At 70.7% G+C, this 25,821-nt stretch carries 26 protein-coding genes; 18 read left to right on the top strand and 8 right to left on the bottom strand.

The features are described from left to right. The first annotated feature begins 548 nt into the window (after positions 1 to 548). Both scpB and KUA19_RS35855 read left to right on the top strand, forming a co-directional pair. Positions 549 to 1,388: an SMC-Scp complex subunit ScpB gene (gene scpB, locus KUA19_RS45260; RefSeq protein WP_443623190.1), complete on the top strand. Its 840-nt coding sequence runs from the start codon at positions 549 to 551 to the stop codon at positions 1,386 to 1,388. Then, positions 1,375 to 2,181 carry a pseudouridine synthase gene (locus tag KUA19_RS35855; protein ID WP_217403361.1) on the top strand — a complete coding sequence of 269 codons (807 nt, stop codon included), beginning with the start codon at positions 1,375 to 1,377 and terminating at the stop codon, positions 2,179 to 2,181. Before scpB ends, KUA19_RS35855 begins: the two co-directional genes overlap by 14 nt. Here KUA19_RS35855 and KUA19_RS35850 read toward each other — a convergent pair. The 6 genes from KUA19_RS35850 to KUA19_RS35825 all read right to left on the bottom strand — a co-directional run bounded on the left by KUA19_RS35850 (position 2,125) and on the right by KUA19_RS35825 (position 11,152). Next, on the bottom strand, positions 2,125 to 3,237 hold the full coding sequence (locus KUA19_RS35850) for a S8 family serine peptidase (RefSeq protein ID WP_217403359.1): 1,113 nt from the start codon (positions 3,235 to 3,237) through the stop codon (positions 2,125 to 2,127). The two genes, KUA19_RS35855 and KUA19_RS35850, sit on opposite strands and share 57 nt — an antisense overlap. Then, entirely contained in the window at positions 3,234 to 4,442 is a 1,209-nt protein-coding gene (locus tag KUA19_RS35845) for a hypothetical protein (RefSeq protein WP_217403356.1), read from the bottom strand. The genes KUA19_RS35850 and KUA19_RS35845 overlap by 4 nt, the downstream gene beginning before the upstream one ends. Then, complete coding sequence (locus KUA19_RS35840) at positions 4,439 to 4,858, bottom strand: hypothetical protein (RefSeq protein WP_217403354.1); 420 nt, start codon at positions 4,856 to 4,858, stop codon at positions 4,439 to 4,441. The genes KUA19_RS35845 and KUA19_RS35840 overlap by 4 nt, the downstream gene beginning before the upstream one ends. A 96-nt stretch (positions 4,859 to 4,954) precedes the next feature. Continuing rightward, positions 4,955 to 5,725, bottom strand: coding sequence for a hypothetical protein (locus tag KUA19_RS35835; RefSeq protein WP_217403353.1), 771 nt, complete (start codon positions 5,723 to 5,725; stop codon positions 4,955 to 4,957). Continuing rightward, positions 5,722 to 10,035: a WXG100-like domain-containing protein gene (locus KUA19_RS35830; RefSeq protein ID WP_217403352.1), complete on the bottom strand. Its 4,314-nt coding sequence runs from the start codon at positions 10,033 to 10,035 to the stop codon at positions 5,722 to 5,724. The genes KUA19_RS35835 and KUA19_RS35830 overlap by 4 nt, the downstream gene beginning before the upstream one ends. 121 nt (positions 10,036 to 10,156) lie before the next feature. Then, positions 10,157 to 11,152 (bottom strand): hypothetical protein, encoded by a 996-nt coding sequence (locus tag KUA19_RS35825; protein ID WP_217403351.1) that lies wholly within the window; start codon positions 11,150 to 11,152, stop codon positions 10,157 to 10,159. Between the two features lie 195 nt (positions 11,153 to 11,347). Between KUA19_RS35825 and KUA19_RS35820 the strand changes: the two genes are divergently transcribed. From KUA19_RS35820 to der, 7 genes are all read left to right on the top strand, one after another. Continuing rightward, positions 11,348 to 12,067: a hypothetical protein gene (locus KUA19_RS35820; protein WP_217403350.1), complete on the top strand. Its 720-nt coding sequence runs from the start codon at positions 11,348 to 11,350 to the stop codon at positions 12,065 to 12,067. An 81-nt stretch (positions 12,068 to 12,148) separates the two neighbouring features. Beyond that, the gene (locus tag KUA19_RS35815) at positions 12,149 to 12,691 is read left to right on the top strand and encodes an NUDIX hydrolase (protein ID WP_217403348.1); all 543 of its coding nucleotides are present in this window, start codon (positions 12,149 to 12,151) and stop codon (positions 12,689 to 12,691) included. Between the two features lie 78 nt (positions 12,692 to 12,769). Continuing rightward, on the top strand, positions 12,770 to 13,408 hold the full coding sequence (locus KUA19_RS35810) for an endonuclease V (protein ID WP_217403391.1): 639 nt from the start codon (positions 12,770 to 12,772) through the stop codon (positions 13,406 to 13,408). Continuing rightward, positions 13,389 to 13,817, top strand: a complete 429-nt coding sequence (locus KUA19_RS35805; protein ID WP_217403346.1) for a YbaB/EbfC family nucleoid-associated protein — start codon at positions 13,389 to 13,391, stop codon at positions 13,815 to 13,817. The genes KUA19_RS35810 and KUA19_RS35805 overlap by 20 nt, the downstream gene beginning before the upstream one ends. After that, on the top strand, positions 13,804 to 14,133 hold the full coding sequence (locus KUA19_RS35800; RefSeq protein WP_217403344.1) for a hypothetical protein: 330 nt from the start codon (positions 13,804 to 13,806) through the stop codon (positions 14,131 to 14,133). The genes KUA19_RS35805 and KUA19_RS35800 overlap by 14 nt, the downstream gene beginning before the upstream one ends. A gap of 177 nt (positions 14,134 to 14,310) precedes the next feature. Further along, on the top strand, positions 14,311 to 14,979 hold the full coding sequence (cmk, locus tag KUA19_RS35795) for a (d)CMP kinase (RefSeq protein ID WP_308167836.1): 669 nt from the start codon (positions 14,311 to 14,313) through the stop codon (positions 14,977 to 14,979). A gap of 76 nt (positions 14,980 to 15,055) precedes the next feature. Continuing rightward, on the top strand, positions 15,056 to 16,474 hold the full coding sequence (gene der / locus KUA19_RS35790) for a ribosome biogenesis GTPase Der (RefSeq protein WP_217403342.1): 1,419 nt from the start codon (positions 15,056 to 15,058) through the stop codon (positions 16,472 to 16,474). 222 nt (positions 16,475 to 16,696) lie between these two features. Here der and KUA19_RS35785 read toward each other — a convergent pair whose 3' ends face one another. After that, a complete protein-coding gene (locus KUA19_RS35785) occupies positions 16,697 to 16,906 on the bottom strand; it encodes a heavy-metal-associated domain-containing protein (RefSeq protein WP_217403341.1) in 210 nt (69 codons plus the stop codon). Positions 16,907 to 17,026: 120 nt separating this feature from the next. Here KUA19_RS35785 and KUA19_RS35780 point away from each other — a divergent pair, with 120 nt between their 5' ends. From KUA19_RS35780 to mscL, 6 genes are all read left to right on the top strand, one after another. Beyond that, positions 17,027 to 17,392, top strand: coding sequence for an ArsR/SmtB family transcription factor (locus KUA19_RS35780; protein WP_217403340.1), 366 nt, complete (start codon positions 17,027 to 17,029; stop codon positions 17,390 to 17,392). Beyond that, on the top strand, positions 17,389 to 17,964 hold the full coding sequence (locus KUA19_RS35775) for an SRPBCC domain-containing protein (RefSeq protein ID WP_217403339.1): 576 nt from the start codon (positions 17,389 to 17,391) through the stop codon (positions 17,962 to 17,964). Before KUA19_RS35780 ends, KUA19_RS35775 begins: the two co-directional genes overlap by 4 nt. 170 nt (positions 17,965 to 18,134) lie before the next feature. Beyond that, positions 18,135 to 19,217, top strand: coding sequence for a type III polyketide synthase (locus KUA19_RS35770; RefSeq protein ID WP_217403338.1), 1,083 nt, complete (start codon positions 18,135 to 18,137; stop codon positions 19,215 to 19,217). A 2-nt stretch (positions 19,218 to 19,219) separates the two neighbouring features. Beyond that, a complete protein-coding gene (locus tag KUA19_RS35765) occupies positions 19,220 to 19,732 on the top strand; it encodes an isoprenylcysteine carboxyl methyltransferase family protein (protein WP_308167835.1) in 513 nt (170 codons plus the stop codon). Beyond that, complete coding sequence (locus KUA19_RS35760; RefSeq protein ID WP_217403337.1) at positions 19,729 to 20,772, top strand: NAD(P)/FAD-dependent oxidoreductase; 1,044 nt, start codon at positions 19,729 to 19,731, stop codon at positions 20,770 to 20,772. Before KUA19_RS35765 ends, KUA19_RS35760 begins: the two co-directional genes overlap by 4 nt. Positions 20,773 to 20,856: 84 nt before the next feature. Next, the gene (mscL, locus tag KUA19_RS35755) at positions 20,857 to 21,294 is read left to right on the top strand and encodes a large conductance mechanosensitive channel protein MscL (RefSeq protein WP_217403336.1); all 438 of its coding nucleotides are present in this window, start codon (positions 20,857 to 20,859) and stop codon (positions 21,292 to 21,294) included. Between the two features lie 9 nt (positions 21,295 to 21,303). Here the strand turns inward: mscL and KUA19_RS35750 are convergent, their stop codons facing one another. Beyond that, entirely contained in the window at positions 21,304 to 23,475 is a 2,172-nt protein-coding gene (locus tag KUA19_RS35750) for a serine/threonine-protein kinase (protein ID WP_217403334.1), read from the bottom strand. A gap of 227 nt (positions 23,476 to 23,702) precedes the next feature. On the opposite strand from KUA19_RS35750, the gene KUA19_RS35745 reads away from it, so the two are divergent. The 3 genes from KUA19_RS35745 to KUA19_RS35735 all read left to right on the top strand — a co-directional run bounded on the left by KUA19_RS35745 (position 23,703) and on the right by KUA19_RS35735 (position 25,817). After that, positions 23,703 to 24,149 carry an NUDIX hydrolase gene (locus KUA19_RS35745; protein WP_217403333.1) on the top strand — a complete coding sequence of 149 codons (447 nt, stop codon included), beginning with the start codon at positions 23,703 to 23,705 and terminating at the stop codon, positions 24,147 to 24,149. A gap of 77 nt (positions 24,150 to 24,226) precedes the next feature. Beyond that, positions 24,227 to 25,096: a YunG family protein gene (locus KUA19_RS35740; RefSeq protein ID WP_217403332.1), complete on the top strand. Its 870-nt coding sequence runs from the start codon at positions 24,227 to 24,229 to the stop codon at positions 25,094 to 25,096. 94 nt (positions 25,097 to 25,190) lie between these two features. Beyond that, the gene (locus KUA19_RS35735; RefSeq protein ID WP_217403331.1) at positions 25,191 to 25,817 is read left to right on the top strand and encodes an alpha-ketoglutarate-dependent dioxygenase AlkB; all 627 of its coding nucleotides are present in this window, start codon (positions 25,191 to 25,193) and stop codon (positions 25,815 to 25,817) included. Positions 25,818 to 25,821 lie beyond the last annotated feature (4 nt).

Here is a 25,821-nt window from a genome sequence, read left to right as displayed (position 1 = left end):
ACCGCGCCGCGCCAGGCGACCGCGACGTGGCTGGCGGCGACGCCGCGGTTGATGGCGACGCGGCGGCTGACGGGCGTGAGCCGGCTGCGGCGGACCATGATCACGGCTTGAGGTCAGAAAGTGGGCCGCAGGCCGAGGAAGTGGCCTCGGAAGCCGATCTTCCGGCTGTCGCCGAGGACGCCTCGATGGCCCCGCCGCTGCTTGATGGCGCTTTTGGGGCAGCTTCTTCGGCTGAGGTCGAGGTTGTGACCACCGACGCCGATCATCCGGATCCGGCCGATCCGGTTCGGCCGGAGGGCCTGGCGGCTGAGCTGGACGATGATCGCGAGTTCGTGTCGGCGGCGGAGGCTGGCTGCGAGGTGGTGACCGGAGACGATGATCTCGTCGAAGCGGTCACCGGCGAGACGGATGTCTTCGTCCCCCGGCAGCGGGCCGACGAGGCCGAGGCGACGGTCTCCGAGCAGGAGCGGGTCTTAGAGCAGGACTTCGAGCCCGTGGCGGATGCGGCGCAGGCCGTCGAGGCCGATGTCGCAGCCGCCGATCCGCCGATCGGCGACGTCCCTGGCAGCGACCTCTTCGGTGATGACCTCTCCGCGCCGTCCGGACATGCCGTCTCGGGCGGCGACCTTCCTGTCCGTGACGTCTCCAGCGCCGATGTTCCCGATGCCGATCCGTCCGGTGCGCTGGAATCCCCGGCCGGGACGGTCGGGGTCGAGACCGTCGACAGCGCGACCTTCGATGCCGAGATCTTCGGCGGGGCGTCGACCGGTGGTGCCGGGCCAGTCGCCGCATCGCCGGTGGCGGCCGCATCCGCGCAGCTGGGAGTGGCGGCGCCTGGGCTGTCGCCGCTGGACCTGGTACCGGCCCTGGAGGCGATCATGTTGGTGGTCGACGAGCCGGTGAGCGAGCTGACGCTGGCGCAGGTGCTCGACATGCCCGCGGAGGAGATCGCGGCGACGCTGATCGAGCTGTCCGCCGCGTACACCCGGCAGAACCGGGGTTTTGATCTTCGCCGTGCGGCCGGTGGCTGGCGGCTCTACACGCGCGCCGACTACGCGCCGTATGTCGAGCGGTTCGTGCTCGACGGGCAGCAGCTGCGGCTCACGCAGGCGTCGCTGGAGACGCTGGCGGTGATCGCGTACAAGCAGCCGGTCACCCGCTCACGGATCTCGGCGATCCGTGGCGTGAACTGCGACGGTGTCGTCCGCACCCTGGTCACCCGAGGGATGATCGAAGAGTGCGGCACCGAACCCGAGTCGGGCGCCTACCTTTACCGCACCACCACCCTGTTCCTGGAGAAGCTCGGCCTCGACTCGGTCGACCAGCTTCCGCCACTGGCACCATTCCTGCCAGACAACGTTGAGGAGATCGCCGATGAGCAGCGCTGACACCGAGGGCCTGGATCGCCTGCAGAAGGTGATGGCCGCCGCCGGTGTCGGATCGCGGCGGGCCAGCGAGGAGCTGATCGCCGCACGGCGCGTCACCGTCAACGGCAAGGTCGCCAAGCTGGGCGACAAGGCCGACCCGGTCAACGATGTCATCCACGTCGACGGGCAGCGCATAGTCACCGACAGCCGCCTGGTGTACCTCGCGATGAACAAGCCGCGCGGCGTCGTGTCGACGATGGCCGACGACAAGGGCCGCGAGGCGGTCGCGGACTACCTCGGCAATCTGACCACCCGCGTGTACCACGTGGGGCGGCTCGATGCCGACAGTGAAGGGCTGCTGCTGCTCACCAACGACGGAGGGCTGGCGCACAAGCTGATGCACCCGTCGTACGAGGTGCCGAAGACCTACCTGGTGGAGCTGGTCGGACCGCTGCCGAGGGCGGTCGGACGGGACCTGCTCGCCGGTGTTCAGCTGTCGGACGGGCCCGCCCGGCTCGACGCGTTCAAGCTGGTGCAGGCGATCGACAAGCTGGCGCTGGTCGAGGTGACGCTGCATGAGGGGCGTAACCGGATCGTACGGCGGATGTTCGACGCGGTCGGATTCCCGGTGCAGCGGCTGGTGCGTACGGCGATCGGGCCGATCAAGCTGGGGGACCTGCGGGCGGGCCGCCATCGTCGGCTCAATGCCGGGGAGACGGCGGCCCTGTTCAAGCTCGTCGATCGGAAGCGCGGGGCTTCAGCTGCGGCGGCCGGCGATGACGACGGCACCGGCGATGAGGGCTACGAGGACTAGTAGGCCTGCCAGACCTGCGAGCAGGATGCCGAGGTTCAGCGGTTTGTCCGCGGGGGCCTCGGCATTCGTGGTTGGCGGGGTGGAAGGGGCGGCGGCGCTCGGGGCTGCTGATGGGGTGAGCGGGGGGACGTTGGCGGTGAGGGCGGCTACGAGGTTGATCACGCCATAGCCGTACTGGTCATCCCGCCCTTTGGGGCCCTTGTCGGTGGCGGTGGCCGTGAGCCGGTGGATGACCTCGGTGGCGGACATGTCGGGATACTTGGACCGGATCAAGGCCGCAGCTCCTGCGACAATTGCAGTCGAGTTGGAGGTGCCGCTTCCATGTCCCCATTTCCCGGCGAGATACGTGGATGAGATGTCGTCACTGGGTGCTGCGATGACAAGTTCCTTGCCGTTCACCGATATTTTGGAATGGTTACCGTTACGATCGACTCCACCCACTGCGATAACGCCAGGCTGTGAGGCTGGATACTCCACCTGACCGGCTTCGGGCGTGTTTCCAGCCGCAGCGACGACGACGACATCTGCTTCTGCCGCCATCACGAGTGCATTTCGGACCGTGATGGTGAACTCGCCTCCAAGTGAGATCGAGATGACACTGGCATGGTGCTCGACCGCCCACCGGATGCCAGCTTCTAACGACCCTCGTCCTGTAAGGCCACCCTCTCCGCTTTCCTGAACTCGGACCGACATGACCTTTGCGCCTGGTGCGATGCCATGCACCCGCCCGTTGGCTGCGATGAGGCCGGCCATTGATGTGCCATGTCCGTCTGTGTCCGTCCGGCCGTCGGGACTGCCGACACCGGTGATATCGAACCCCGGCACCATGGACGCGTCTATATCAGGGTGATGGGCAACGCCAGTGTCAAGTACGGCGACCAGTACACCAGTGCCGTCGGTCGTCCGATGTGCTTCAGTCGTGTGCAGGTAGTTATGAAACCACTGACCGTCAGCGACTTCATCGGCTGCCTGTGCCGCTAGACCGCTGGCTGCGTTGCCGCCGACAATTGCCAATGCGAGCGCCAACACAAATATCCGCTGGAGTTGTCTCGTCAATTCACATCTACCCCTCGTCTGATAGTGACGGTCGGTGCGGGGCCGTCCTCGCCGTCCAGCCGCCATGGCATAGCGAGTTCGGTATACCACTGTTGGAAAGCTTCGGTGGTCTCTCTGTCGATGGCTTCTGAAGGTGACGCTGCGTCGGGTGCGATGATCGGAGGGACGCCTTGGCGCACCGGCCAGATAGTGTCTGCTTGCCGCCGGTAGTGACCGTTGCCACCTGCGCCACGGGCGCCAGCACCGGCCCCTCCGGGGATAGGCATCGGCATCATGCTGTTCCCAGACGCGTTTCGGGCGCCCAATGCGGCGGCCCCGTAACCTGTAGCACTGCCAGCCTGAGTGGGCATCGGGACTATATATCCGCCAGCGCCAACACCCGGACCGGGGAGGATGTAGGCGCCACCGCCCGGTACGTATGGGTTTCCGGGCATGATGGGCAGCATCGAGATAGGCTGCCCTGGTCTCAGCGGGATCTCCGTCGGCAAGCCTTCCAAGTCTGGACCGGATCCGACAATCGGTGGGTAGCCTGGTACAGGAGGCACCGGACGGTTTGGGGTGAACCGGCCGCCGACTCCCGAGCGTGTCTGTTCATCGTCCGTAGAACCGTCTTTGATGGCTTCAGTTTTCGAATACGCGGGTGGAATGACCGCTACGGGCAGGATGATTCTTGAGCGGTAAGCGTTGACATCGGCATCACTCTGAGCCATGATCGCCCGCGCCTCGTTGTTGAGGCGCTCGGCGATGTGGTTCCACCACGGTCCAGGCCGCGTGCGGTAGCTGGTGTGGCTGAACCATTCCTCGGCCAAGGGCCTCATCTGCTTCTTGGCCCCAGCGAGGCTGGTCATGATGCCGCTCAGGCCGTGAGAGGTCGTTCCAGCGGCCAAGGAATCTGATTTCAGGGCATTGATGTGCTTCTCAACGGCTCGGAGAAGCACGCCTGCCGCGGGTGTGCTTTCTGGCGGCCAGGCGTTCCAAAGTTGCTCCCGCTGTCTCTCAAGCGCTGCAACATGGCTGTCAATCAATTCGCTCAGCTGGCGGAATCCCTGAATCTGTTCCCACCCCAGTGGGTCGTCCTCACCGTGCACCATGTCCCACATGCGTGGCACGTCATAGGAGTTCCACTCAACGTCCCGGTACGGCCAAATGGGTTGAGGTGGCAGGCCTTGCGGCAACGGGCGCATGAGCTTTTTGGCTTGGATCATTCCTGGTCACCCCTGCCGTAGGGGTTCTGGCTTGGCTGGGATGATGGCCTGACCAGCGCTGCGGCTTGCGCTAGCAGTGCGTCGACAGTCTCAAGCTTCGCGGCGGCGACGTGGTCGGCATCTGCGTAGTGAGTGAGAATGTTGTCGATCGCCAATGACAACGCGGCGGCTGTCTGCAGGTGAGCCTCACCGTTGTGAAAGTGAGTTGTCAGCGTGGCGGCGAAGGCGTGGCGGGCGGCGTATCCAGGACCGCTGGGCGACCGCAATCCGAACCGCACGCCATGCTGCATGAGCTTGTTGCATCGCTCTAGACCTGGCGATAGTTCCTTCGCGGTCTGGTCGCGCACAGCAGTTGCGACCTCTTTCAGGCCCACCAGGTCGACTTTGACCTGCTGTCGCAACGGTTTCTCAGACATCGACGCCTCCCCCTGCGGATGTTCTGTACGACAAACTGTCCCCGGCCATCGGGCAGAGTAACTGATCGGCCACTCTCAGTACAGTCATTCTCCTGCTCACCGGGTCTCGTACGCGTCCACACTGGACCCGATCTCCATGATGGCCAGCTTCCCCTGCTCCACCATCGGCGCCACCGCCTTGCCCAGCTCCGCCACGTCCCGGGCCGAGAACATCGCCACCCCCAGACACCACCAGTCCGTCCCCGGCGTACGCGTCAGATCCACCACCACCCCCTCCCCGCCCACGGCCGTCAACACATCCCCGAACATCACGTCCTGCGGCGCCCCGAGTTCCCCGTACGGCAGCATCCCCATGCGCCCTCGCAACGTCTCCAGCGCCGCCGGCGTCATCACATGCCGGAACCGCAGCAACCACCGCCGGGGCTGTGGCTCGGTGGCGCTGTCGGCGATCGGCGCGTCGGGCCGTACTCCCATGTCGGCCAGCGCCAGTCCGAAGTGCTCGCACACCAGGATCACGGCCTGGGTCAGCTCGTGCATGTGCTGCCGTACGGTCTCGTCGTCGACCAGCGGCGGTTCGGCCGCGCTGACCCGCAGCCGGTCGACGCGCAGCTCGACCGCCCACCGCCCGTCGGCGGTGCCGCGTAGCAGCTCAAGCCGCCCCCGGCAGTCCGCGACGGGCAGCTCGCGCGAGGCGAGCAGTTCGACGCTGCCGTCCTGTGGGTCGGCGACGGGCCGCAACGACAGCGGTCGGCACAGTTCGGCAAGCGTCTGCGCGGTGAGGGTGCCTCGCAGGTGGATGGTCACCGCCCGCAGCCGGGCCAGCATCTCGGCTGGTCCGCAGGGTGGGAACGAGGTCTGGATGGTCACTGGTGGCTCCCGTCGAGGTCGGCGCGCAGGTGGTCGGCGATCGTGGTGAGGGTGTCGGTGGTCGGGGTGTCGCGTGTGAACACGGCGTGGTGCAGCGCGGCCGCGGCCTGCGGTGTCCGGGACAGGCGCAGCAGCACGTCCGGCTGGTCGGTCAGCGCCCGTCGGAGCATCGGCGAGTCGAGTAGGAGGTCCACCACGTCGTCGTTCTCGCGTACGGCGCGGATGAGTTCGTCGGGATCGACCGCGACATCGGGTCCCGCCACCTGCAGGCGACGCACCGCTGCCGCGACTTCGGGCAGCGTGTGGGCGGCGGCCCGGCGTCTGGCGCGTTCGGACCAATCGGGTCCAGGGTCGAGGTCGACGACCCAGTCCGTGTCGCGGAAGTGCGACGACTGGCCCGGTGACTTGTCGGGCGGTCCGGCCGAACCGAAGACGGCCGGAGCGACCTCGCGGCCGAGTTCCAGTTCCCAGGTCCGCGCCCAGCGGTAGAGCTCGGGGAAGGCCATCTCGATGCTCGACTTGTTCAGGAAGTTGTACTTGTCGTTGCTGAGCGGCGAGTCGGGGAAGAACAGCCGCCGGATCTGATCGGTGCGGACCGCCATGGCGTCGCTGGACAGCTGGAGGTCGTAGTCGCTGGGTTCCTGGTCGAGGCTAAGCCGGTACATGGAGTCGAACGGGCGTCGCTGCGGCCGCTGGCGGTCGGCGAACCAGGAGCGCAGCCTCCCGGCCGCGCGACGATGACCTCGTTTGCGCAAATCCAGGTCGCTCTCGTGCGGCATGGCCTTGTGCGGGCCGGAGAAGAACTCCGCCGAGGAGCCTTTGAGCCGGGCGTCGACATGGTCGGCGGTGATGCCGCGAGCGGCGAGGGCTTCGGCCAGGGTGACGGTGAACTGCCGGAACTGGGTCTCGGTCATGCCCAGTGGGGCGATGCGGGCGGCCCAGCGGACCACCGCTTCGGGGACGACGCGCAGGTGGTCGGCCTCATCCGGGTGTACGCGATAGCCGCTGCCGTCGCCGGGCAGCAGGTGCCCGGCCTGGTCCCAGGTGGCGGTCAGTTGCGGGGCGGGTTCCCCTGCCACTGGAAGAACCACCGGATCGTGTCCTCGTCCGGCAGCTGCTCCCCGTCCGTGAAGCCCGGCGTCGCCGCCTCGGCCTGCGCCCGGTCGATCGGCAGTCGTCGCTCCCGGTACGTCTCGTCCCGCATGATCCGCCGCGCCCCCGCCGGGTCGTAGTCCCAGCCCCGGTTCCGGTGGCTCCACATCATGGCGTGGTAGCGGTACTCCTGGCCCGGTTCCGTCGTCTCCACCACGATCCCCACCGGCGACTCGCCCGTCCGCCAGCCCTGTGCCGTGCGATAGAGCGCGTAGTAGTACAGCTCGCGCTGGGTGTCCATCGGTCCCCTTCATCAGGTCTGCGGTGGTGAGCCCGAACTCCGCGACGACGTCGGAGAAGCTCCGGCCGTGGTAATCCAACCACGCTTGGTAGTCGGCCCAGTCTGCTCGGTTGTCCACGATCCAGCTCCCCAGGCCTGTGCCCTGCGGGGACGGCCAGCCCGTCGGCACCTGCGGCAGGGTGGTGTCGAGGCCGAGTTCGCGGTTGACCGCCATGATCTGCAGTAGCGCGTGTACGCGCCGGGCCGGGCGCTCGTCGTCGCGCCACAGCACCTCGTGCAGGCCCTCGGTGCGACGGTCGGCCTCCAGCGCGGCGGCGGTGGTGAACCGAACCTGGAAGCGCTGGCCCTGTGGGGTGCGCAGGGTCGCCTCGACGCCGTACCGCTGGTTGCCGTCGGCCCACAGGTTGCGGATCGGTCCGACTTGCCCGTAGCCGCGTTCGAGCATCCCGGCCAGGGACGACTCGACACCGGCGGGGTAGCCGTCGCCGTCGGGCAGCTCGACGGTGAGGCGCAGTACGCGGTCGCCGTGGTTGGCGACGAAGGTGCCGAGGTCCTGGTGGAAGCGGTCGTTCTCGTCGAGGAACGTCGCGGCCAGGGTCTCGTACGACATGACGTGCGGTTGCCCGGAGGTGGTCAGCCCGAGTCCGCGCAGGTCGGCCTCGACCACCGGGGCCGTGGTTTCGGCGCCCCGGATCAGGTTGCGCAGTGCCGCCTGCACGCGCCGCCCGAGTGGCCGTCGCTGCGACGGTGGCGGCGGCAGCAGCATCGGTTCGTGGCTGGTGCCGTACAGCTGAGTCGGCAGCAGGCTGCGCTGCTGGGCGGCCTGGAACAGGGCGAGCTCACCCCAGGTACGCGGCGGTACGCCGCGTGGATGGACCACTTCGCCGACGCTGCCGCCGACGACCAGGCTGCCGTCGGGGCGCCGCCGGATGTCGACGGTCGGGGCGAGCGCCGCGAGTTGCTTGGCCGTGAACTCGTGCGGCCAGTCCGACAGCCGCTCGGACGGCCGGTGTACGGCGACCGGCACCCGGTCCAGCCCGGCCCGGCGGGCGGCGCGCAGCCGCTCGTTGTCCAGCGCGGCGAGACTGCCGTCGCCCCAGCGTACGGCGTGGATCGGCAGCCCGGACCAGCGGTTGAGCGCGTACCGGGTCTCCAGCGCGACCGAGGTCTGGTCGTCGACCTTCACGGCCGCGGCGCGCTGGGTGTAGTTGAGTTCGGTCGGCGGCAGGAGCACCGTCTGCGGCAGCGCGGCGTTGATGCGTGCGCGCTCCTGGCCGAGGCTCTTGGCGTCGAGGTTCAGGTCGCGCGTGGTGGCGTTGCCGAGTCCGAGCGAGTCGCGCGTGCCGCCGTCCGGGTCGCCGAACATCACCTCGGCGAGCACCGGTTGTGCCTGCGTGGGTCCGCTGGTCGGTGATGGCGAGTCCGGCCAGCCGACCGCGTCGTAGTGCTGCCCTGCGGTGGTATTCGTGGTCGCCGCGTCGGCTGTGACGGTACCGGTGGTCCGCTGCGGATCGGGCAGGCTGCCGTCGGCGTACTCGCCCGACGTCGGGTTGGCATCGCCACCAGTGGGCGCCGGGGCTTGATCCCCAGCGGTGCCGGGCTCATGCGGCCAGGCGGCGGCGGATGGCGTGTGCTGGTCGGCGGTCGCGAAGGAGGATGCGGATCCGGCTGGGTCGGATGCTTCGTGCGGTCGCGGCGGTTCGGCGGTGACGGGCGGGCCGGAGTCGGTGACCGGGTGCGGAACGCCGGTCGCGCCGGAGTCGGTGGCCGGGTGCGGAACGCAGGTCGCGCCGGAGGTGTCGAAGGTCGCGAGTCCCGCGGCTGCGCCGGTGGCGGCAACCGCGGGGGTGGGCAGGCCATCGGCGTGGAGATCGGCGAGCTTGAAGCCGTAGAGGTCGGGCAGGTGGGTGGCGGCCAGGTGATGGTTGGCCAGGTGGTGGGTGTTGCCGGTGATCGCGCCGGTGGTGGCCGAGGTGGCGGCCATACCGAGCGATTGCAGGCTGACACCTTGGCCGCTGACCAGGCCGATGGCGCTCTCGGCGAGGATCTCGCCGCCCGCCCCGCGCAGCGAGTGCTCGGTGTAGCTGCCGAGCAGGCTTCCGGCGTGGCGGCGGCCCAGGGAGGCCAGTCCGCCGACACTGCCGCCGAGTGCGCCGTACCCGGCGGAGGTCAGCAGGTCGAGGCCGTCCAGGCCGCTGCGGTTGCCGGAGCTCACCTGGTAGACCTGGGTGCCCAGCGAGGTGACCGACTCCTCGACCGCTTCCTCGACGGCCTCCTCGCCCATCTCCAGCACGACCTTGGACCGGACCCGCTGGGCGATGCGGTCGCGGACGGCGTGCTTGAGCCGGTTGGTGAGGCCCTTGCGGGCGCCGCGCTCGATGAGGCGCTTGGCGGCGGCCTTCAGCGCCTGGTGGATGGCGAAGCGGGTGCCCAGCATGGCCGGGCCCGCGCCGGCCATCGAGGCGCCGAGGGTCACCGTGGCGGTCGCGGCCAGCGTGAGCAGTTCGATGAGCAGCAGGCCGAGTTCGACGTAGAACTCGATCTTCACGCTCTCGACGTCGTTGGCGCCCGCGTCGAGCAGGTTGCCGAACTCGCCGAGCAGTTCGGTGACCGCCCCGATCGCGGCGTCGTCGCCGCCGCGCCCGAGCTGCGCCCACAGGCCGCGGATGGCGGTGGCGACCTCGCCGTCGGCACCGCCGTTGGCGGCGATCGCGGCCAGTACGGCGTCGTCGGCATCGTCGAGCAGCGGGCCCATCGCCTGCCCGGCGGCGTGCCAGTCGTCGGCCAGCTCGCGCATGGCCGCCTCGTCGCCCTCGGGCCAGTCGACCCCGACGACCCACTCGAGGGCGGTGTACGCCCAATCAGGCGCATCGAAGAACGTAAGTGGATGTGGAATCGGAGATGCTAACGCGGGCATCGATGAAAGTCCCTCCCCAGGAGCCCCTGGCGTGACCGTAATCGACGCCGGTGCCGCGCGTCACGAACTGATTCGCGCCTGTGGATAACTCGCGGCGGGGTGCCGGGGAGGGACTGGAACGCTAGCCGAGCAGGGCGTTGACGACCTCGGTCGCGTTGTCCTCGTGCTTGGCGTACGCGTCGGGGAAGGCCGAGATCTGCACCGACTGGGCCGCCACCGTCAGCGGCAGGTTCTGCCAGCCGTCGATGGTGACCAGCACGGCGTAGAACGCGCCCGCCGAGTACGACGGCGTCATGATCTGCTGGACCGTGCCCCAGCTGCCACTGGCCCGCTGCTGGAACAGGCCGACCGAGTCGTGGTCGGCGCCGGTGCCCTGGTGCGGGTAGTCCAGCGACTCCGGCACCGCGTAGCTGGCCAGGTTGTACAGCGCGCTCTCCTGCATGGAGGTCGCCACCGCGATCACCATGGCCCGCTTGGGCAGGCCCATGTCCTGCGCCTTCTTGACGATCGCCGCGGCGTTGTCCATCTGCAGCTGGTCCAGGCCCGCGACCGGCTTGACCACGTGCTTGGTCGGCCTGGGCTTCGGGGTCGGCTTGGGCGCGGGCTTGCGGGTGACCGTCGGCTTCGGCGTCGCCGTCCTGGTCGGCTTGGGTTTCGGCGAGGCGCTGGGGGTCGGCGAGGCGCTGGGCTTGGGGGAGGCGCTCGGCGATGGGGACTTGCTGGGCGTCGGCGCGGACAGGTTCGGCGAGCGGCTCAGCAGCGAGCGGCTGGAGTTGTCGTCGCTGGTCGCGACCCGTTGCACGGTCAGCGTCGGTGCGGGCAGCGCCGCCGCGTTCGGGTCGGGACTGCCGCCGTTGGCGCCGGTGAGCAGTGCGAACGTGCCGACGCCGACGAGGGCGGCGGTGGTGAGCAGCGGCGCGACGGCGCGCCGCAGCGCGGTGGGGGTCGCCCGGTGGGCGGGTTCGTAGCCGCCGTGACGACTGCGCCGGGCGGGGGCTTCGGCGCCTGAAGTGCGTTGGCGGACGAGGGCGGTCGGCTGGAGCGCTGCCGGGGCGGTGGCGCGCCGGAACGACGCCTGTTCGCCAAATGGCAGCTCACGGGGGTCACGCGGGGGCATGCCGGGAATAGTAGAGACGCAAAACCGCAGGTCAAAAGGGGTGTGCTCAGTTTTCTTCCAACTGCGCCCTGATTTAGGGCGAATTGCGGTGAGTTGTGCTGAGAAACTTTGCCCACCTGGACGAATGTTGGGATCAGGTAAGGCTTCCCGGTCGCCCCTGCCGCCGGGGAGCGCGGGCTCGGTACAGTGCCGCGCGTGACCGAGCGCCCCACGCGGCCGCTGCCGCCCGCGGTCGACCCGTGGGCCGGGCAGGACGACACCGCCATCAACTTCGTCGGCATGGCGGGCATTCCACCCCGCCCCGAGCCCACCGGCGTGCTGCCCGAACCCCAGGTCGTGTACGTCGAGCGGCCCCGTCGGCGCCGCTGGCCGTGGGTGCTCGGCGTGCTCGGGGTGCTCAGCCTGGCCTGCTGCGGGGTGCTCGTGGCGGTGACCGAGCCGATCCGGGCGCAGTACCCGGTGCACGCCGAGATCCACGGGCGGGTGGCCGGGTTCGTCGTCGACGGCGACCCCAAGGTGCGGGCCGAGGCCGTGAAGATCGTGTCGCGGATCAAGGCCGACCAGGGGGCCGACGGCGCGTTCGCGGCGAAGCTGGACGACCCCGCCGACGCCAAGCGGCCGGTGGTCGTGTTCGGGGCGACCCGGCTGGTCTGGGACCCGGCGGCGGAGATGAAGAAGGCGATCGGCGGGCTGGGCGACGGCCTGGTCACCGACGTGCGGTCGTACCAGATGCGGGTGCGCGACGCGCAGCTGCGCTGCGGCGACACCCACGACGACCAGGGCACCGCGGTGGTGGTGTGCGCCTGGTTCGACCACGGCAGCGTCGGGGTCGGGCTCTTCTACGGCGGGCGTACGAAGGACGCCAGCGCCGCGGCACTGCGCGAGATCCGGGCCGCGATCCTCGTCAAGGATTGACGACCGTCGCCATTCCTACTGGTCGCTGGGTTATCCACAGGCTCCGAACGCGTGGGGCCGTGGCTGTCTACCATCAGCCGAGTGAACGAGATCCTGCACGCCGACGCGCTCGCCCTGCTGACCGGATGGCAGCCGCCCGCCGACGCGCACACCGACTGGCGCCGTACGCTCGACCTGCTCGAACAGGGACCACAGGTGATGGCCAAGCCGCACCCCGACGGGCACCTGACCGCCAGCGCGGTGATCGTGTCGCACGACCGCAGCCAGGTGCTGCTGTGCCTGCACGGCAAGCACGACATCTGGTGCCAGGTCGGCGGCCACTGCGAGCCGCACGACCAGAGCATGTCTGAGGCCGCGCTGCGGGAGGCGACCGAGGAGTCCGGGATCGCCGGGCTGACCGTCGACCCGGTGCCGGTGGACGTCGACGTGCACGAGGTGCCCTGCGGCGGCCGACCCAACCGCCACCACGACGTGGTCTTCCTGGTGTACGCGCCGCCGCAGGCGCAAGCCCAGGTCAGCGAGGAGTCACACGAGCTGGGCTGGTTCGACCCGGCCGCCCTGCCCGCGCCGCTGGGCACCGACACCGGCCGCGTCGTCGCCAACGCGCTGCGCCGGCTGGGCTGAGCCGTGCGGATCGAGCACGACCCGTGGCCACGCGACGCCGAGCGGGCCGAACAGATCCAGTTGACGCTGCGCGAACTGATCGTCCCGGACGGCGAGGTCACCGGCGTACGGACCGTCGCGGGACTGGACGTCTCCTATGACCCGGACTCCGCCCGGGTCGTGGCGGCAGCGGTCGTGCTCGCCCTGCCCGAACTGACCGTCCTGGAGGCGGTCACCGTCCCCGGCGAGGTGACCTTCCCGTACGTGACCGGCCTGCTCGCCTTCCGTGAACTGCCGACGCTGGTCGAGGCGCTGCGGCGGCTCACCATCACCCCGGACGTGCTGGTCTGCGACGGGTACGGCATCGCCCACCCGCGCCGCTTCGGCCTGGCCTGCCACGTCGGCGTCCTGACCGGCCTGCCCACCTTCGGCGTGGCCAAGACCCCGCCGCCACTGGCCCGCCCCGACGAGTCCGCGAGCAACTTCGCCGCGCCCGGACCGGCGCGCGGGGCCTGGTCGCCGCTGGTCGAGGACGGGCAGGTGCTCGGGCGGGCGCTGCGTACCCGGGAAGGGGTCAAACCGGTCTTCGTCTCCGTCGGCCACCGCATCGGCCTGGATGCCGCCACCGACCTCACCCTGGCCCTGTGCCGCGGTTTCCGGCTGCCGGAGACCACCCGCCAGGCCGACCACCTGTCCCGACGCGTACTGGGAGGCGCGTATGCCACCGACCGACCGTGACGCCAACGCCGCGCTGCGGGCCCGTTTCGACGAGGTCCACGCGCGCTACACACACCTGCGCGACAACGTCGCCGAACTCAAGCGCCGCCTGGACGGTCTGGAGGTGACCGCGAAGTCACCCGACGGCACCGTCACCGTGGCCGTCGGCGCCCGGGGGCAGCTCACCAAGCTGCGCCTGCACGAGAAGGCGTACGCGCACCGCCCGGACCGGCTCGCCGACCTGATCACCGAGACGACCCGCAAGGCCGAGACCGCCGCGGGCGAGGCCGTGCTGCGGCTGACCGCGCAGGTCGTGCCCGCCGAGGCGGGCGTGGCCGAGCTGCTGCGCGGCGGTGACCTGGGTGGGCTGCTGCGCCGCCACGACGAGGCACTCGGCTGGCGCCCGGCTGGCGACGATGGACTCCGGTGAGCTGCGGCTCGACCCCGACGCGGCGGTTCGGGCGGGCGGTGACCTGCACGACGCGGCCGAACGGATGGCCCGGCTGCGGGACGGCACCGGGGAGCGGCTCGCGGCGGGCGGCACCGCGGCACCGTGGGGGCGCGACGCGCTGGGCAAGTCGTTCGCGGCCAACTACGACCCGTACGCCGGACCGGTCCTGCAGTTGTGGCGCGAGGCCGCGCAGCGGGCCGCGCTGATGGGCGAGCAGATCGTCGAGGCGGCGCGGCGCTCGGTCGCGGTCGACGAGGCTGGCGCGCAGCGCCTGGACCAGGCCGACAGATTGTGAACCCGGTCACCGGCGGGGATCGCGGCGCCCGCTGGTGACGTTGTGGCACGCGGGGTATGTGCGCAGGCAGGGGGCGGTGGGACGTGTTCTGCGCCGCGTCCGCCCCCGGCTGCCTGCTTACCCTCCGGACGGACCGGGCAGAATGGGAGCATCAAACCTAGGGGCGGAGGATAGGTCGTGGCTGAGCTGCGCTGTGTGGTGGCGGTGGACGGTCCGTCGGGCTCGGGCAAGTCGACGGTGTCGCGTCGGCTGGCACAGCGACTGGACGCCCGCTACCTGGACACCGGCGCCATGTACCGCGCCGCCACCTGGGCGGTGCTGCAGGCCGGGGTCGACCTGGCCGACGCCGACGGCATCGCCAAGGTCGTGATCGACCTGGAGCTGCTCATCACCACCGACCCCGCACACCCCTCGATCAGCGCCAACGGTGAGAACGTCGACGCGCCGATCCGCGGGCCCGAGGTGACCGCGGCCGTGTCGGCGGTGTCGGCGGTGCCGTTCGTGCGGCAGGTCCTGGTCGCCCGCCAGCGCGCGCTCATCGACGAATCGGCCCGGATCGTCGTCGAGGGCCGCGACATCGGCAGCGTCGTCGCCCCCGAGGCCGACCTGAAGGTCTTCCTGACCGCCTCGTCGGCCGAGCGCGCCCGCCGCCGCAGCACCGAGAACGCCACCGATCACGCCGCGACCGAGGCCGACCTGGCCCGCCGTGATCACCTGGACTCCACCCGCAAGGTCAACCCGTTGCAGCAGGCCGCCGACGCGGTCGTGCTCGACTCGACCGAGCTGGGCATCGATGAGGTCGTCAGCGAGCTGTACCGGCTGCTGACGACAAGGAAGGCAGCATGAGCAAGCGCAGCGAGCGAATCATGGGCGCAGGGCAACCTGTGCCTCATTCCGTTTCCGCGCGGAGCGGGGAAACGGAATGAGCAACTCAGAGTGGACCGAGCTGGCCGTCGTGGAGACGGCGGAGCCGGAGGAATCGGCCGCTCCGGTCGCTCCGCAGCCGGTCCTGGCGGTGGTGGGCCGCCCCAACGTGGGCAAGTCCACCCTCGTCAACCGCATCATCGGCCGCCGTCAGGCGGTCGTCGAGGACATCCCCGGCGTGACCCGCGACCGCGTCGCGTACGACGCGCAGTGGGCGGGACGCCGGTTCACCGTGGTGGACACCGGCGGCTGGGAACCCGACGCGAAAGACCGTGCCGCGGCCATCGCCGCGCAGGCCGAGGCGGCGGTCGCCTTGGCCGACGTGGTGCTGTTCGTGGTCGACTCGACCGTGGGCGCCACCGACGTCGACGAGAAGGCCGTACGCATGCTGCGCCGCAGCTCCAAGCCGGTGCTGCTGGTCGCCAACAAGGCCGACAACAACGCCATGGAGCACGAGGCGCACGCGCTGTGGGGCCTTGGCCTGGGCCAGCCCTGGCCGGTGTCGGCGCTGCACGGTCGCGGCTCCGGCGACCTGCTCGACGCGGTGCTGGAGGCCTTCCCGAAGGAGGCCCCGCGCGAGACGTTCGCGGCCGGGCCGCGCGGTCCGCGCCGGGTGGCGCTGGTCGGCCGCCCGAACGTGGGCAAGTCCAGCCTGCTCAACCGGCTGGCCAACGAGGAGCGCTCGGTCGTCGACGCCGTCGCCGGCACCACCGTCGACCCGGTCGACTCGCTGGTGGTCATCGGCGGCGAGACCTGGCAGTTCGTCGACACCGCCGGGCTGCGCAAGCGCGTGGGCAAGGCCAGCGGCACGGAGTACTTCGCGTCGCTGCGTACCGCGGCGGCGATCGAGGCGGCCGAGGTCACCGTGGTGCTGCTCGACTCCAGCGAGGTCATCAGCGAGCAGGACCAGCGTCTGCTGTCGATGGTGACCGAGGCCGGTCGTGGCGTGGTGCTCGCCTTCAACAAGTGGGACCTCGTCGACGCCGACCGGCGGCACTACCTGGACAAGGAGATCGAGCGGGAGCTCAAGCGCATCCCGTGGGCGCTGCGCGTCAACATCTCCGCCAAGACCGGCCGGGCGGTGGAGAAGATCGCCCCGGCGCTGCATACGGCGCTGACTAGCTGGGAGAAGCGCATTCCGACCGGTCAGCTCAACCAGTGGCTGACCGCGCTGGTGCAGGCCACCCCGCACCCGGTGCGCGGCGGCCGCGCCCCGCGCATCCTGTTCGCCACCCAGCCGGGTGTCGCCCCGCCGAAGTTCGTCCTGTTCACGACGGCGCCGCTGGATCCGGGCTACATCCGCTTCGTGGAACGCAAGCTCCGCGAGGAGTTCGGCTTCGACGGCAGCCCCATCGACATCTCGGTGAAGCCCCGCAAGGAAAAGGGCCCTGGCGGCCGAGGCAAAACCCACGGCTGACCTGCCCCGCCCACCAAGGGCCGGACCCGCGCTCGGCGCAGGCCCGGCCCTTTTTTGCGTCGATCATGAACTTGTGGCACGGTTCGACGGCGTGTCCCCGGCACGACTTCCTGATCACTTTCGGCACCCTGTGCGCCGGACCTCTTGCAGTCGATCAGGAAGCTGTGGCCGCGACACACCGTCGAGCCGTGCCATAAGTTCATGATCAACCAATAGGGGTGGCTACAGGGGGATGGCGGGGTAGCCGTGGTGGGTGATGGTGGTGGCCACCTCGGCGGGGGTGGTGGCGGCGGAGAGATCCACCTCGGTGCGGGCGGCGGTGTGGCTGGTGTGGGTGGCCAGGACGCCCGGCAGTCGGGATACGGCCTGGTCGATGAGGTCGGCGCAGTTCTCGCAGTGGATGCCGGAGACGGCGAAGGCGTGCTTGCCCATGGGGCTCCTCGGTTCATGGCGGGGGATTCGAGGGGATAACGGCGGGTCGGGGGTGCGGGTGATCCCGGCTTCCTTGTTTTAGTTATTGCTTATATAAGGCGGGACGTATATTGTCGGTACGTGCACGCGTTCGACATCCTCGGTGACCCCGTCCGGCGACGGATCCTCGAGCTGCTCGCCCCGGGCGAGCGGTCCGCGGGCGACCTCGCCGCCGTGGTGCAGGCCGAGTTCGGGATCACGCAACCCGCCGTCTCCCAGCACCTGAAGGTGCTGCGGGACAACGGCTTCGCGACGGTACGCGCCGAAGGCACGCGCCGCCTCTACGCCGTCGACGCCGAACCGCTTCGGCAGGTCGACGAGTGGCTCGATCCCTACCGGCGCTTCTGGACGCAGCGCCTGGACGCCCTGGCCACCGAACTGGCCCGAGGCAAGCGAGAGCGGCAGAGCGCCGCCGACCCGACCACGAAAGGCACGGACCAGTCATGAGCACTACCGAAACCGCCAAGACCGACATCGAGCTGTACCGTCGCGAGATCGCCGCGGGCGAGGCGCGCTGTGCGGTGTTCCGCCGCGTATACGACGCGAGCATCGAGGACGTGTGGGACGCCTGCACGAACCCCGACCGGCTCGCCCGCTGGTACGCCCCGGTCGCGGGCGAGCTGCGGCCCGGCGGCGACTTCACCCAGGGCGACTTCGGGCCCGGCCGGGTGCTGCGCTGCGAGGCGCCGCGGCTGCTGACCGTGGCGCTGGGCGGCGGCGACCCGGCGCCCGACGAGATCGAGCTGCGCCTGTCGGAGGGCCCGGACGGCACCACGATCCTGGAGTTCGAGCACGCGACGACGCTGGACGAGCACAACATCGGCGGCCGGCTGTTCGACGCCGTCTACTGTATGGGCGGCGGGTATGGCCCGCGCCTGGTCACCCTGGACCGCCACCTGCGCGGAACCCTCGGCGAGGTCGACGCGACCCAGCTGCATCTGCGCGAGGACCTGCGCCCGGCCATCGAACACGCGATGTCCACCCTCGCCGACCTGGTCGAAAAGGACAAGAACCGCTGACGGGCGAGCGCCCGCCGCTCGCGCCGCCGCGTGAAAGTACATTTTCGGGGAAACTGCTCGAAAGCGAGCCAAGATTCCCGCAGTTTCCCCGAAAATGCAGCCAACCCCGGGCGGCGCGACGCGACGTCGAGATGGGATGGTCTGGTGCTCGGGCGCGGTAGGGTCGGGTGATGAGTGACGTCGATGTCCGCGCCCCGCAGGTGGCGTCGGTGGCAGTACGGTTCCCCGCGCACCGCTACCAACAGGAGGACATCGTCGCGGAGTTCGCGCAGCTCTGCCTGCCCGCTCCGCACCCCTCTCGCGACGCCTTCGCCCGCTTCGGCCGCAACACCGGCGTACGCACCCGGCACCTGGCCCTGCCCCTGGACAGCTACGCCGGGCTGACCGGGTTCACCCAGGCCAACGACCACTTCATCGAGATCGCGCTGGAGCTCGGTGAGGCGGCGCTGCGGGCCGCGTTGGACGAGGCCGGAGTCGACGCGGGCGAGGTCGATCTGATCGCGACGACCAGCGTGACCGGCCTGGCCGTGCCGTCGCTGGAGGCGCGGCTGGCGCAGCGGGTGGGCCTGCGGCCGGACGTGAAGCGGCTGCCGCTGTTCGGCCTGGGCTGCGTCGCGGGCGCCGCCGGGGTGGCCCGGCTGCACGACTACCTGCGCGCCTGGCCGGGGCACACGGCGGTGCTGCTGGCGGTGGAGTTGTGCTCGCTGACGCTGCAGCAGGAGGACACCACGGCGGCGAACCTGGTCGCGACGAGCCTGTTCGGCGACGGGGCGGCGGCCGTGGTGCTGGTCGGCGGCGACCGGCCGGTGCCTGGGCCGGGGCGGCCGCGGGTGCTGGCCACGCGCAGCCGTCTGTATCCGGACACCGAGCAGGTGATGGGCTGGCGGATCGGGTCGACCGGCTTCCGGATCGTGCTGTCGACCGAGGTGGCCCCGATCGCCGAGCGCTACCTGGGTGATGACGTGCGCGGCTTCCTCGGCGAATTCGGGCTGGCCCCGGCGGACATCGGCACCTGGGTGTGCCATCCCGGCGGTCCGAAGGTGATCGACACGGTGGAGCGGGTGCTGGGGCTGCCCGCCACCGCGCTGGAGCCGACGCGCAGGTCGTTGTCGGCGCGCGGGAACCTGTCATCGGTGTCGGTGCTGGACGTGCTGCACGCCGGGGCGGCCGATCCGCCGCCGCCGGGCACGCCGGGTCTGATGATCGCGATGGGTCCGGGGTTCTGTTCCGAGCTCGTACTGCTGAGGTGGTGAGCGTGCTGCCGTACACCCTGTTGGTGCTGGCGGTCGGTGCCGAGCGCGTGGTCGAGTTGGTGGTCTCGCGCAGGCACGCCGCATGGGCGCTGGCCCGGGGCGGTCGCGAGTTCGGTCGTGGCCACTATCCGGCGATGGTGGCGATCCACACGGGACTGCTGGTCGGCTGCGTGGCCGAGGTCTGGCTGGCCGACCGGCCGTTCCTGCCGGTGCTGGGCTGGAGCATGCTGGCGCTGGTCGCGGCGAGCCAGGCGCTGCGCTGGTGGTGCGTGACCACGCTCGGGCCGCGCTGGAACACGCTGGTGATCGTGGTGCCGGGACTGCCGCTGGTGGACCGGGGGCCGTACCGGTGGCTGCGGCATCCGAACTACGTCGCGGTGGTGGTGGAGGGGATCGCGCTGCCGCTGGTGCACACCGCGTGGGTGACCGCGTTGCTGTTCACACTGGCCAACGCAGCGGTGCTGGCGGTGCGGATCCGGGTGGAGAACGCCGCGCTGGCGCAGGCCGCCGCGTGAGCCACGACGCCGACCTGCTGGTCGTCGGTGGCGGTCCGGCCGGGTTGGCCACCGCGCTGCTGGCCCGGCGGGCCGGGCTGTCGGTGGTGGTGGCCGAGCCCCGGGACGCGCCGATCGACAAGGCGTGCGGCGAGGGCCTGATGCCCGGTGGTCTGGCCCGGCTGCTGGACCTGGGCGTGGACCCGCCGGGCGTGCCGTTCCACGGCATCGCCTACCGGGGCCCGGACCGGATCGTCGACGCCCGGTTCGCGGCCGGGCCGGGTCGCGGCGTGCGCCGCACGGTGCTGCAGGCGGCGCTGCACGCGGCGGCGACGCGGGCCGGGGTCGGCTGGGTGCGGCACCGGGTGACCGGCCTGGTGCAGGAGACCGACGCGGTCGTCGCGGCGGGGGTACGGGCGAACTGGCTGGTCGGCGCCGACGGTCTGCACTCGCGGGTGGCCCGCGAGGCGGGCATCGCCTCGTCCGGCGGCTCGCCGCGCCGCTACGGGCTGCGCCGCCACTGGCGGGTGGCGCCCTGGTCGGAGCTGGTCGAGGTGTGGTGGTCGCCGCACGCCGAGGCCTACGTGACCCCGGTCGCCCCGGACGAGGTCGGGGTGGCGATCCTGCACCGGCGGGCCGAGACCGGGCACCCAGCGTCGTACGCGGACCTGTTGGCGGGGTTTCCGGGGTTGGCGGCGCGGCTGGCCGGAGCGCCGCCGACCGGGCCGGTGCACGGGGCCGGGCCACTGCGGCGCCGGGTGCGCGATCGCGTGCGCGGGCGGGTGTTGCTGGTCGGCGACGCGGCCGGATACGAGGACGCGCTGACGGGCGAGGGGATCAGTCTCGCGCTCGGGCAGGCCGAGGCGGCGGTGGCCGCGATCGTGGCCGGACAGCCGGAGGGCTACGAGGCGCAGTGGCGCCGCCGCACCCGCACGTACCGGCTGTTGACCCGGGGACTGGTGCTGGCCACGGTCCCGCGTCCGTTGCGGCGCGTGGTGGTGCCGGTGTGCGCGGCCGCCCCGGCCCTGTTCGGGCGAATCGTGAACGTGCTCGCGGGCTGATGTGAGCGGGTTCACCGGAGATCATCTCCGTGGAACCGGTGTCGTGGCTGGGAGCATCGCCGCTGCTGACGTACGGTGAGGTGCATGCTGAACGGCTTCAAGAACTTCGTCATGCGCGGCAACGTGGTCGACCTGGCGGTCGGTGTGGTGATCGGTGCTGCTTTCACGACACTGGTCAACCAGTTCACCGCATCGTTCCTGCAGCCCTTGATCAAGATGATCGGCGCGGGTAGCGCGGTGTCGGGCCTCAAGTACAACCTGCCCGGCGTCAACAACGCCATCGATCTGGGTGCGTTCCTCAACTCCGTGATCACGTTCGTGCTGACGGCGGCGGTGCTGTACTTCCTTGTCGTGATGCCGATGAACAAGCTCGCGGAGCGGCGCGACCAGGGCAAGGAGCCCGAGCCGAAGCCGATCACGGAGGACATCCGGCTGCTGACGGAGATCCGCGACGCGCTGGTGGCGGCGCGGGTGCCCGCGCAGGCGGCGCGGCCCGACGCCGAGCAGCCCGCCGAACGCTGAGGCCGCCGCTCAGGCCTGCGGTTCCAGCGCCACCGCCAGCACGTCGGGCTCGTTGGAGTCCGGGAACGGCGGTGGGCGCAGCACCAGGTATGCCAGCGGCGGCCGGATGAGCAGGGCCTCCACCGCGCCCTCGTCGGCGGCGGCCATCGGCGCGTTCCACGCGGTCTTGCCGTCCGGGGTGATCGCCGCGATGTGCTCATCGCCGACGACGTAGAGCATGCTGCTGTCGGGGGCGGCCGCCAGCCGGGAGCCGCGCAGGTTCGGTCCGAGCCAGGCGTCGTCCCCGCTGGCCAGCCGGAATGCCACGATCCGGTCGGCGCCCAGAACCACCAGGTCACCGAAGAGGGTGATCGTGGCAACGGGCCTCTCCCACTGACGCTGCCAGACCGTGCTGCCGTTCGACAGCCGCAGCAGCCGGATGTCGGCGCCGTCGCGCACCAGCACGTGCGCTCCGACCAGGCGCGCCTCGCCGACGACCCAGTCCGGTGGCGGTCCGTCCGGGCCGCCCGGTCCACCGGGTCCGTCACCCGGCCCGCCGGGGCCGCCGCCACCGGGCGGGCCCTCGTTCGGCCCGGCCGGGAACTGCTGCTGCCAGGCGCGGTCGCCCGAGCCGGCGGCGCGCAGCGTGATGGTGACGGTGCTGCCGAACTGGCGCCGGGTCACCAGCCAGTTCGAGTCGGCGGTCAGCGGTTCCTCCGGCGACGACAGCTCCCAGCTGCGCACCCCGGCCCGCGTGTAGGCGAGCAGCTTCGCGTTCTGCTGGATGAAGGCGAGTTCGGGGCTGGTCAGCGCCCCGGTGACCGTGCTGGTGGTGTCGACGTCGAACTCGACGCCGCCGGAGGCGGCGTTGACCCGCCAGATCTTCGAGCCGCCGGTCACCAGCACCGACGGGCCCCAGTCGTACACCGACAGCTGTTGGGCGCCGTTGAGCTGCTTGGTCCACACCTCGGTGTCGTCGCGGACGTCGCGGGCGAAGACGTGGCCGCCGTTGGCGCCGATGATCCGGCCCTTGCCGTCGACGATCAGTCGGTGCTTCTCCGCTGTGGCGTGCGAGGCGGCCTGGGCGATCACGTCGCCGCGACCGCCGGTGTCGCCGGTGCGGCTCGGGTCCGGCTCGTCGGAGACGATGTGCAGGCTGGGCTGCGGGCTGGCCTGCGCGTTCGGGGAGCCCGAACCGCGACCCAGTGCCCAGGCCACCCCGGCGATGAGCGCCGCACCCCCGCCCGCGCCGGCGATGATCAGCGCGCGTCGCGACAGTCGCGGCAGCCGGGAGGGCGCCGGGTGGGGCCACCCCTCCGGCGGAGTGGGCGGGTTGAGCGAACCCGGGCCGGGCAGCGCCCGCGGCGCCCTGGGCTCGTACCAGCCCGGGGTGGGGCCGGACACGCCGGTGCCGATGAGGATGCGGGCCAGCTCGACCGCGGTCGGCCGGTCCTGCGGGCGCAGACTGACGCACCGTACGATGAAGGGCCGCAGCGTCGGCGACAGTTTTGCCAGGTCGAAGCGGCCCTGGGTGACCTGGTTGATCTGCTCGAACATGCTGCCGCCGGAGATCAGCGTGCGGCCGGTGGCGGCGAAGTACAGCAGCGCCCCCAGCGAGAACACGTCACCGGGCGGCCCGCTCTCCTCACCCTGGATCCGCTCCGGTGCCATGTACGAAGGCGTTCCCACGTTGACGCTGGTGGTCATCCGGTCGTCGGCGGCGTCCAGGGCGATGCCGAAGTCGATGATGTGCGGGCCGTCGTCGTCGAGCAGCACGTTGGCCGGTTTGAGATCGCGATGGGTGAGGCCGACCCGGTGGATCGAGGCGAGCGCCTCGGCCAGGCCGGTGGCCAGGGTCAGCACCGCCGGCTCCGACAGTGGCCCATGCTCGGCGACCTGGCGCTCCAGGCTCGGCCCGTCGATGAACGCCGTCGCCAGCCAGGGCGCCTGGGCCTGGGTGTCGGCGTCGACCACGGCCGCGGTGAACAGCGGGCTGACCGAGCGCGCGGCGGCGACCTCGCGGCTGAACCGGCGTCGGAACACCGGGTCGGCGGCCAGCTCCGGCCGGATCACCTTGACGGCGACGCGGCGGCCGCTGGGGGAGTGTCCCAGGTAGACGCGGCCCATGCCGCCGCCACCGAGGACCCCGGCCAGCCGGTACGACCCGACGGAGATCGGGTCGGAGGTTTCCAGCGGACGCATAGCTCACCCTCATACACGATTCAACCAAATGCCCGGCGGCATACTATCCCCGTCGATCCTTCGATTCGCGAGCTGCGACACGGCTCGAATTCCGGATCGGACGGATTGCGGTGTCGGCACCGGCGATGCCATCAGTGAACCGCTCGGTAGTCCACCGGCCGGACCGATGCGGTCCCGGGCGTGTCGCGACGGCCCGACCGGATGGCCGGAACCGGTATCTTCAGCGGATGTCACTGATCCGCCCGATCGCCCTGGCCGTGCCGCGCCGGGGCGATGACCTGCTGGTGTTCGAATACCACGATCCGACGAAGGATCAGGTTTTCTACCGTCCGCTGGGCGGCGGCATCGAGTTCGGCGAGACCGCCGAGGACGCGGTGTGCCGGGAGCTGCGGGAGGAGTTGGACGCCGAGCTGCTGGACGTGCGCCGGGTCGGGGTGCTGGAGAGCATCTTCCATGGGTTCGGCCGCGACGGGCACGAGATCGCGTTCGTCTTCGACTGCCGCTTCGCCGACCCGTCGTGGTACGAGCGGGATGTCCTCGGCGGCGTCCTCGACGACCCGGGCGCGACGGTCATGTGGCGACCGCTGAGCGGGTTCGGCCCCGCCCGCCCGCTGTACCCGGTCGGGCTGGCCGACCTGCTGGCAGCGAACCCGGTTGAGGCGAGCCGCACCTGAGCGTGAGCCACCTCCCAACCCGGCGCTGCCGGACATACTCCGCTGACGTTGTCGGTGGCGGGTTGCATGATGCTGCGGTGCTGACTTTGTCGCGGCTGAGACCCGTCGTGCGGGACTCGTGGGGGCCGGATACCTGTGATCCCGTCGATCTTGCGGATTGGCGGCCGGAGAACCCGAGTCGGGGTCAATGTGGGGTCACTGCCCTTGTCGTCCACGACCTGCTCGGTGGCGATCTGGTGCTCGGCGAGGTGTTCGAGAGCGGAGTACGGCGCGGGTATCACTACTGGAATCGTCTGCCCGACGGCACCGAGGTCGACCTCACCCGGGATCAGTTCCGGCCGGGCGAGACCGTCACCGGCGGCGTGGGCGTGGCCCGTCCGTCTGGCTCGCCGAACCGGTGTCGTGGGCAGTACGAGCTTCTCCGGCACCGGGTGCAAGCGGGGCTGCACCGCATCGACGGTGCGCACTCATCGACACCGGCTGGTCCGCCGGTGCGGATCGCGGTGGTTCTGCTCGTCGATTCCGCTGGGGCGGTCTTGCTGCAGCTTCGTGATCGCAATGCCCGGGCCGAGCCAGGGCAATGGGGTCTGGTCGGCGGACATGTCGAAGAAGGCGAGGGTTACGAACAGGCGGCTCGACGCGAACTGGCTGAGGAGACCGGGCTGGTCCTCGATACGGAGTTTCAGCTCTTCTGGCAGGACATGCGTCCAGACCTCGCCGAAGGCACGTCGGGGGTGGACGTGCGCGTCTACACGGCCCGCTGCGGCTTGGTGCCCTCCGGCGCCATCGTCCTCGGTGAGGGGCAGGCTGCGGAGTTCGTAAGGCTCGCAGAGGTCACCAAGCTGGACCTGGCCCCGACGGCTGCGGCTGTGCTGGCGCAGCTTCTCGCCCGAACTGGCGAACTACCCACCCGAACTGGCCAACTACCCATGGGAATGGCCGACTAGGTCTGGGAGTCACACGCGAGGGCCGAGGCAGGGTCGTCTGCCGAGGCGGCCGTCGTTAGAACGCCTGTTCTAGGCCGGGTGTATCATCGCAGCCATGGCCCCTGTCGCCCATCAGCCGTCGATGTTCGACCTCGCCGAGCAGGCGGGTCTGGGCCCGCTCGCCCCGGTCCGGCACGAGCTGACCCGGGGCGCGTGGGTCGACCACCTGACCGGCTGGGTCACGGGCTCGGAGGCGGTGCTGCAGACGCTGCTCGACGAGGTCGACTGGCGCGCCGAACGCCGCGAGATGTACGACCGCGACGTCGACGTACCCCGCCTGCTGCGCTGGTACGGCGCCGACGAGCCGCTGCCGCACCCGATCCTGACCCGGGCTCGCGACCTGCTCAGCGCGTACTACGTCGCCGAGCTGGGCGAGCCGTTCGTCACCGCGGGCATGTGCCTCTACCGCGACGGCCGCGACAGCGTGGCCTGGCACGGTGACACCATCGGGCGGGGCGCCCGGCACGACACCATGGTCGCGATCGTGTCGTTCGGTGAACCCCGGCCGCTGCTGCTGCGCCCACGCGGCGGAGGCGACAGCATCAGGTTCCCGCTCGGCCACGGCGACCTGGTCGTGATGGGCGGCTCCTGCCAGCGCACCTGGGAGCACTGCATCCCGAAGACGGCCCGGCACGTCGGCCCGCGCGTGAGCGTGCAGTTCCGCCCGGTCAACGTGTCGTGATCCG

It is taken from the genome of Catellatospora tritici (genome assembly GCF_019083965.1).
In the GTDB taxonomy this organism is placed as follows: Bacteria; Actinomycetota; Actinomycetes; order Mycobacteriales; family Micromonosporaceae; genus Catellatospora; species Catellatospora tritici.
Note: the sequence above shows the minus strand (reverse complement) of the source record. Positions and strands in the feature narration are given on the sequence as shown.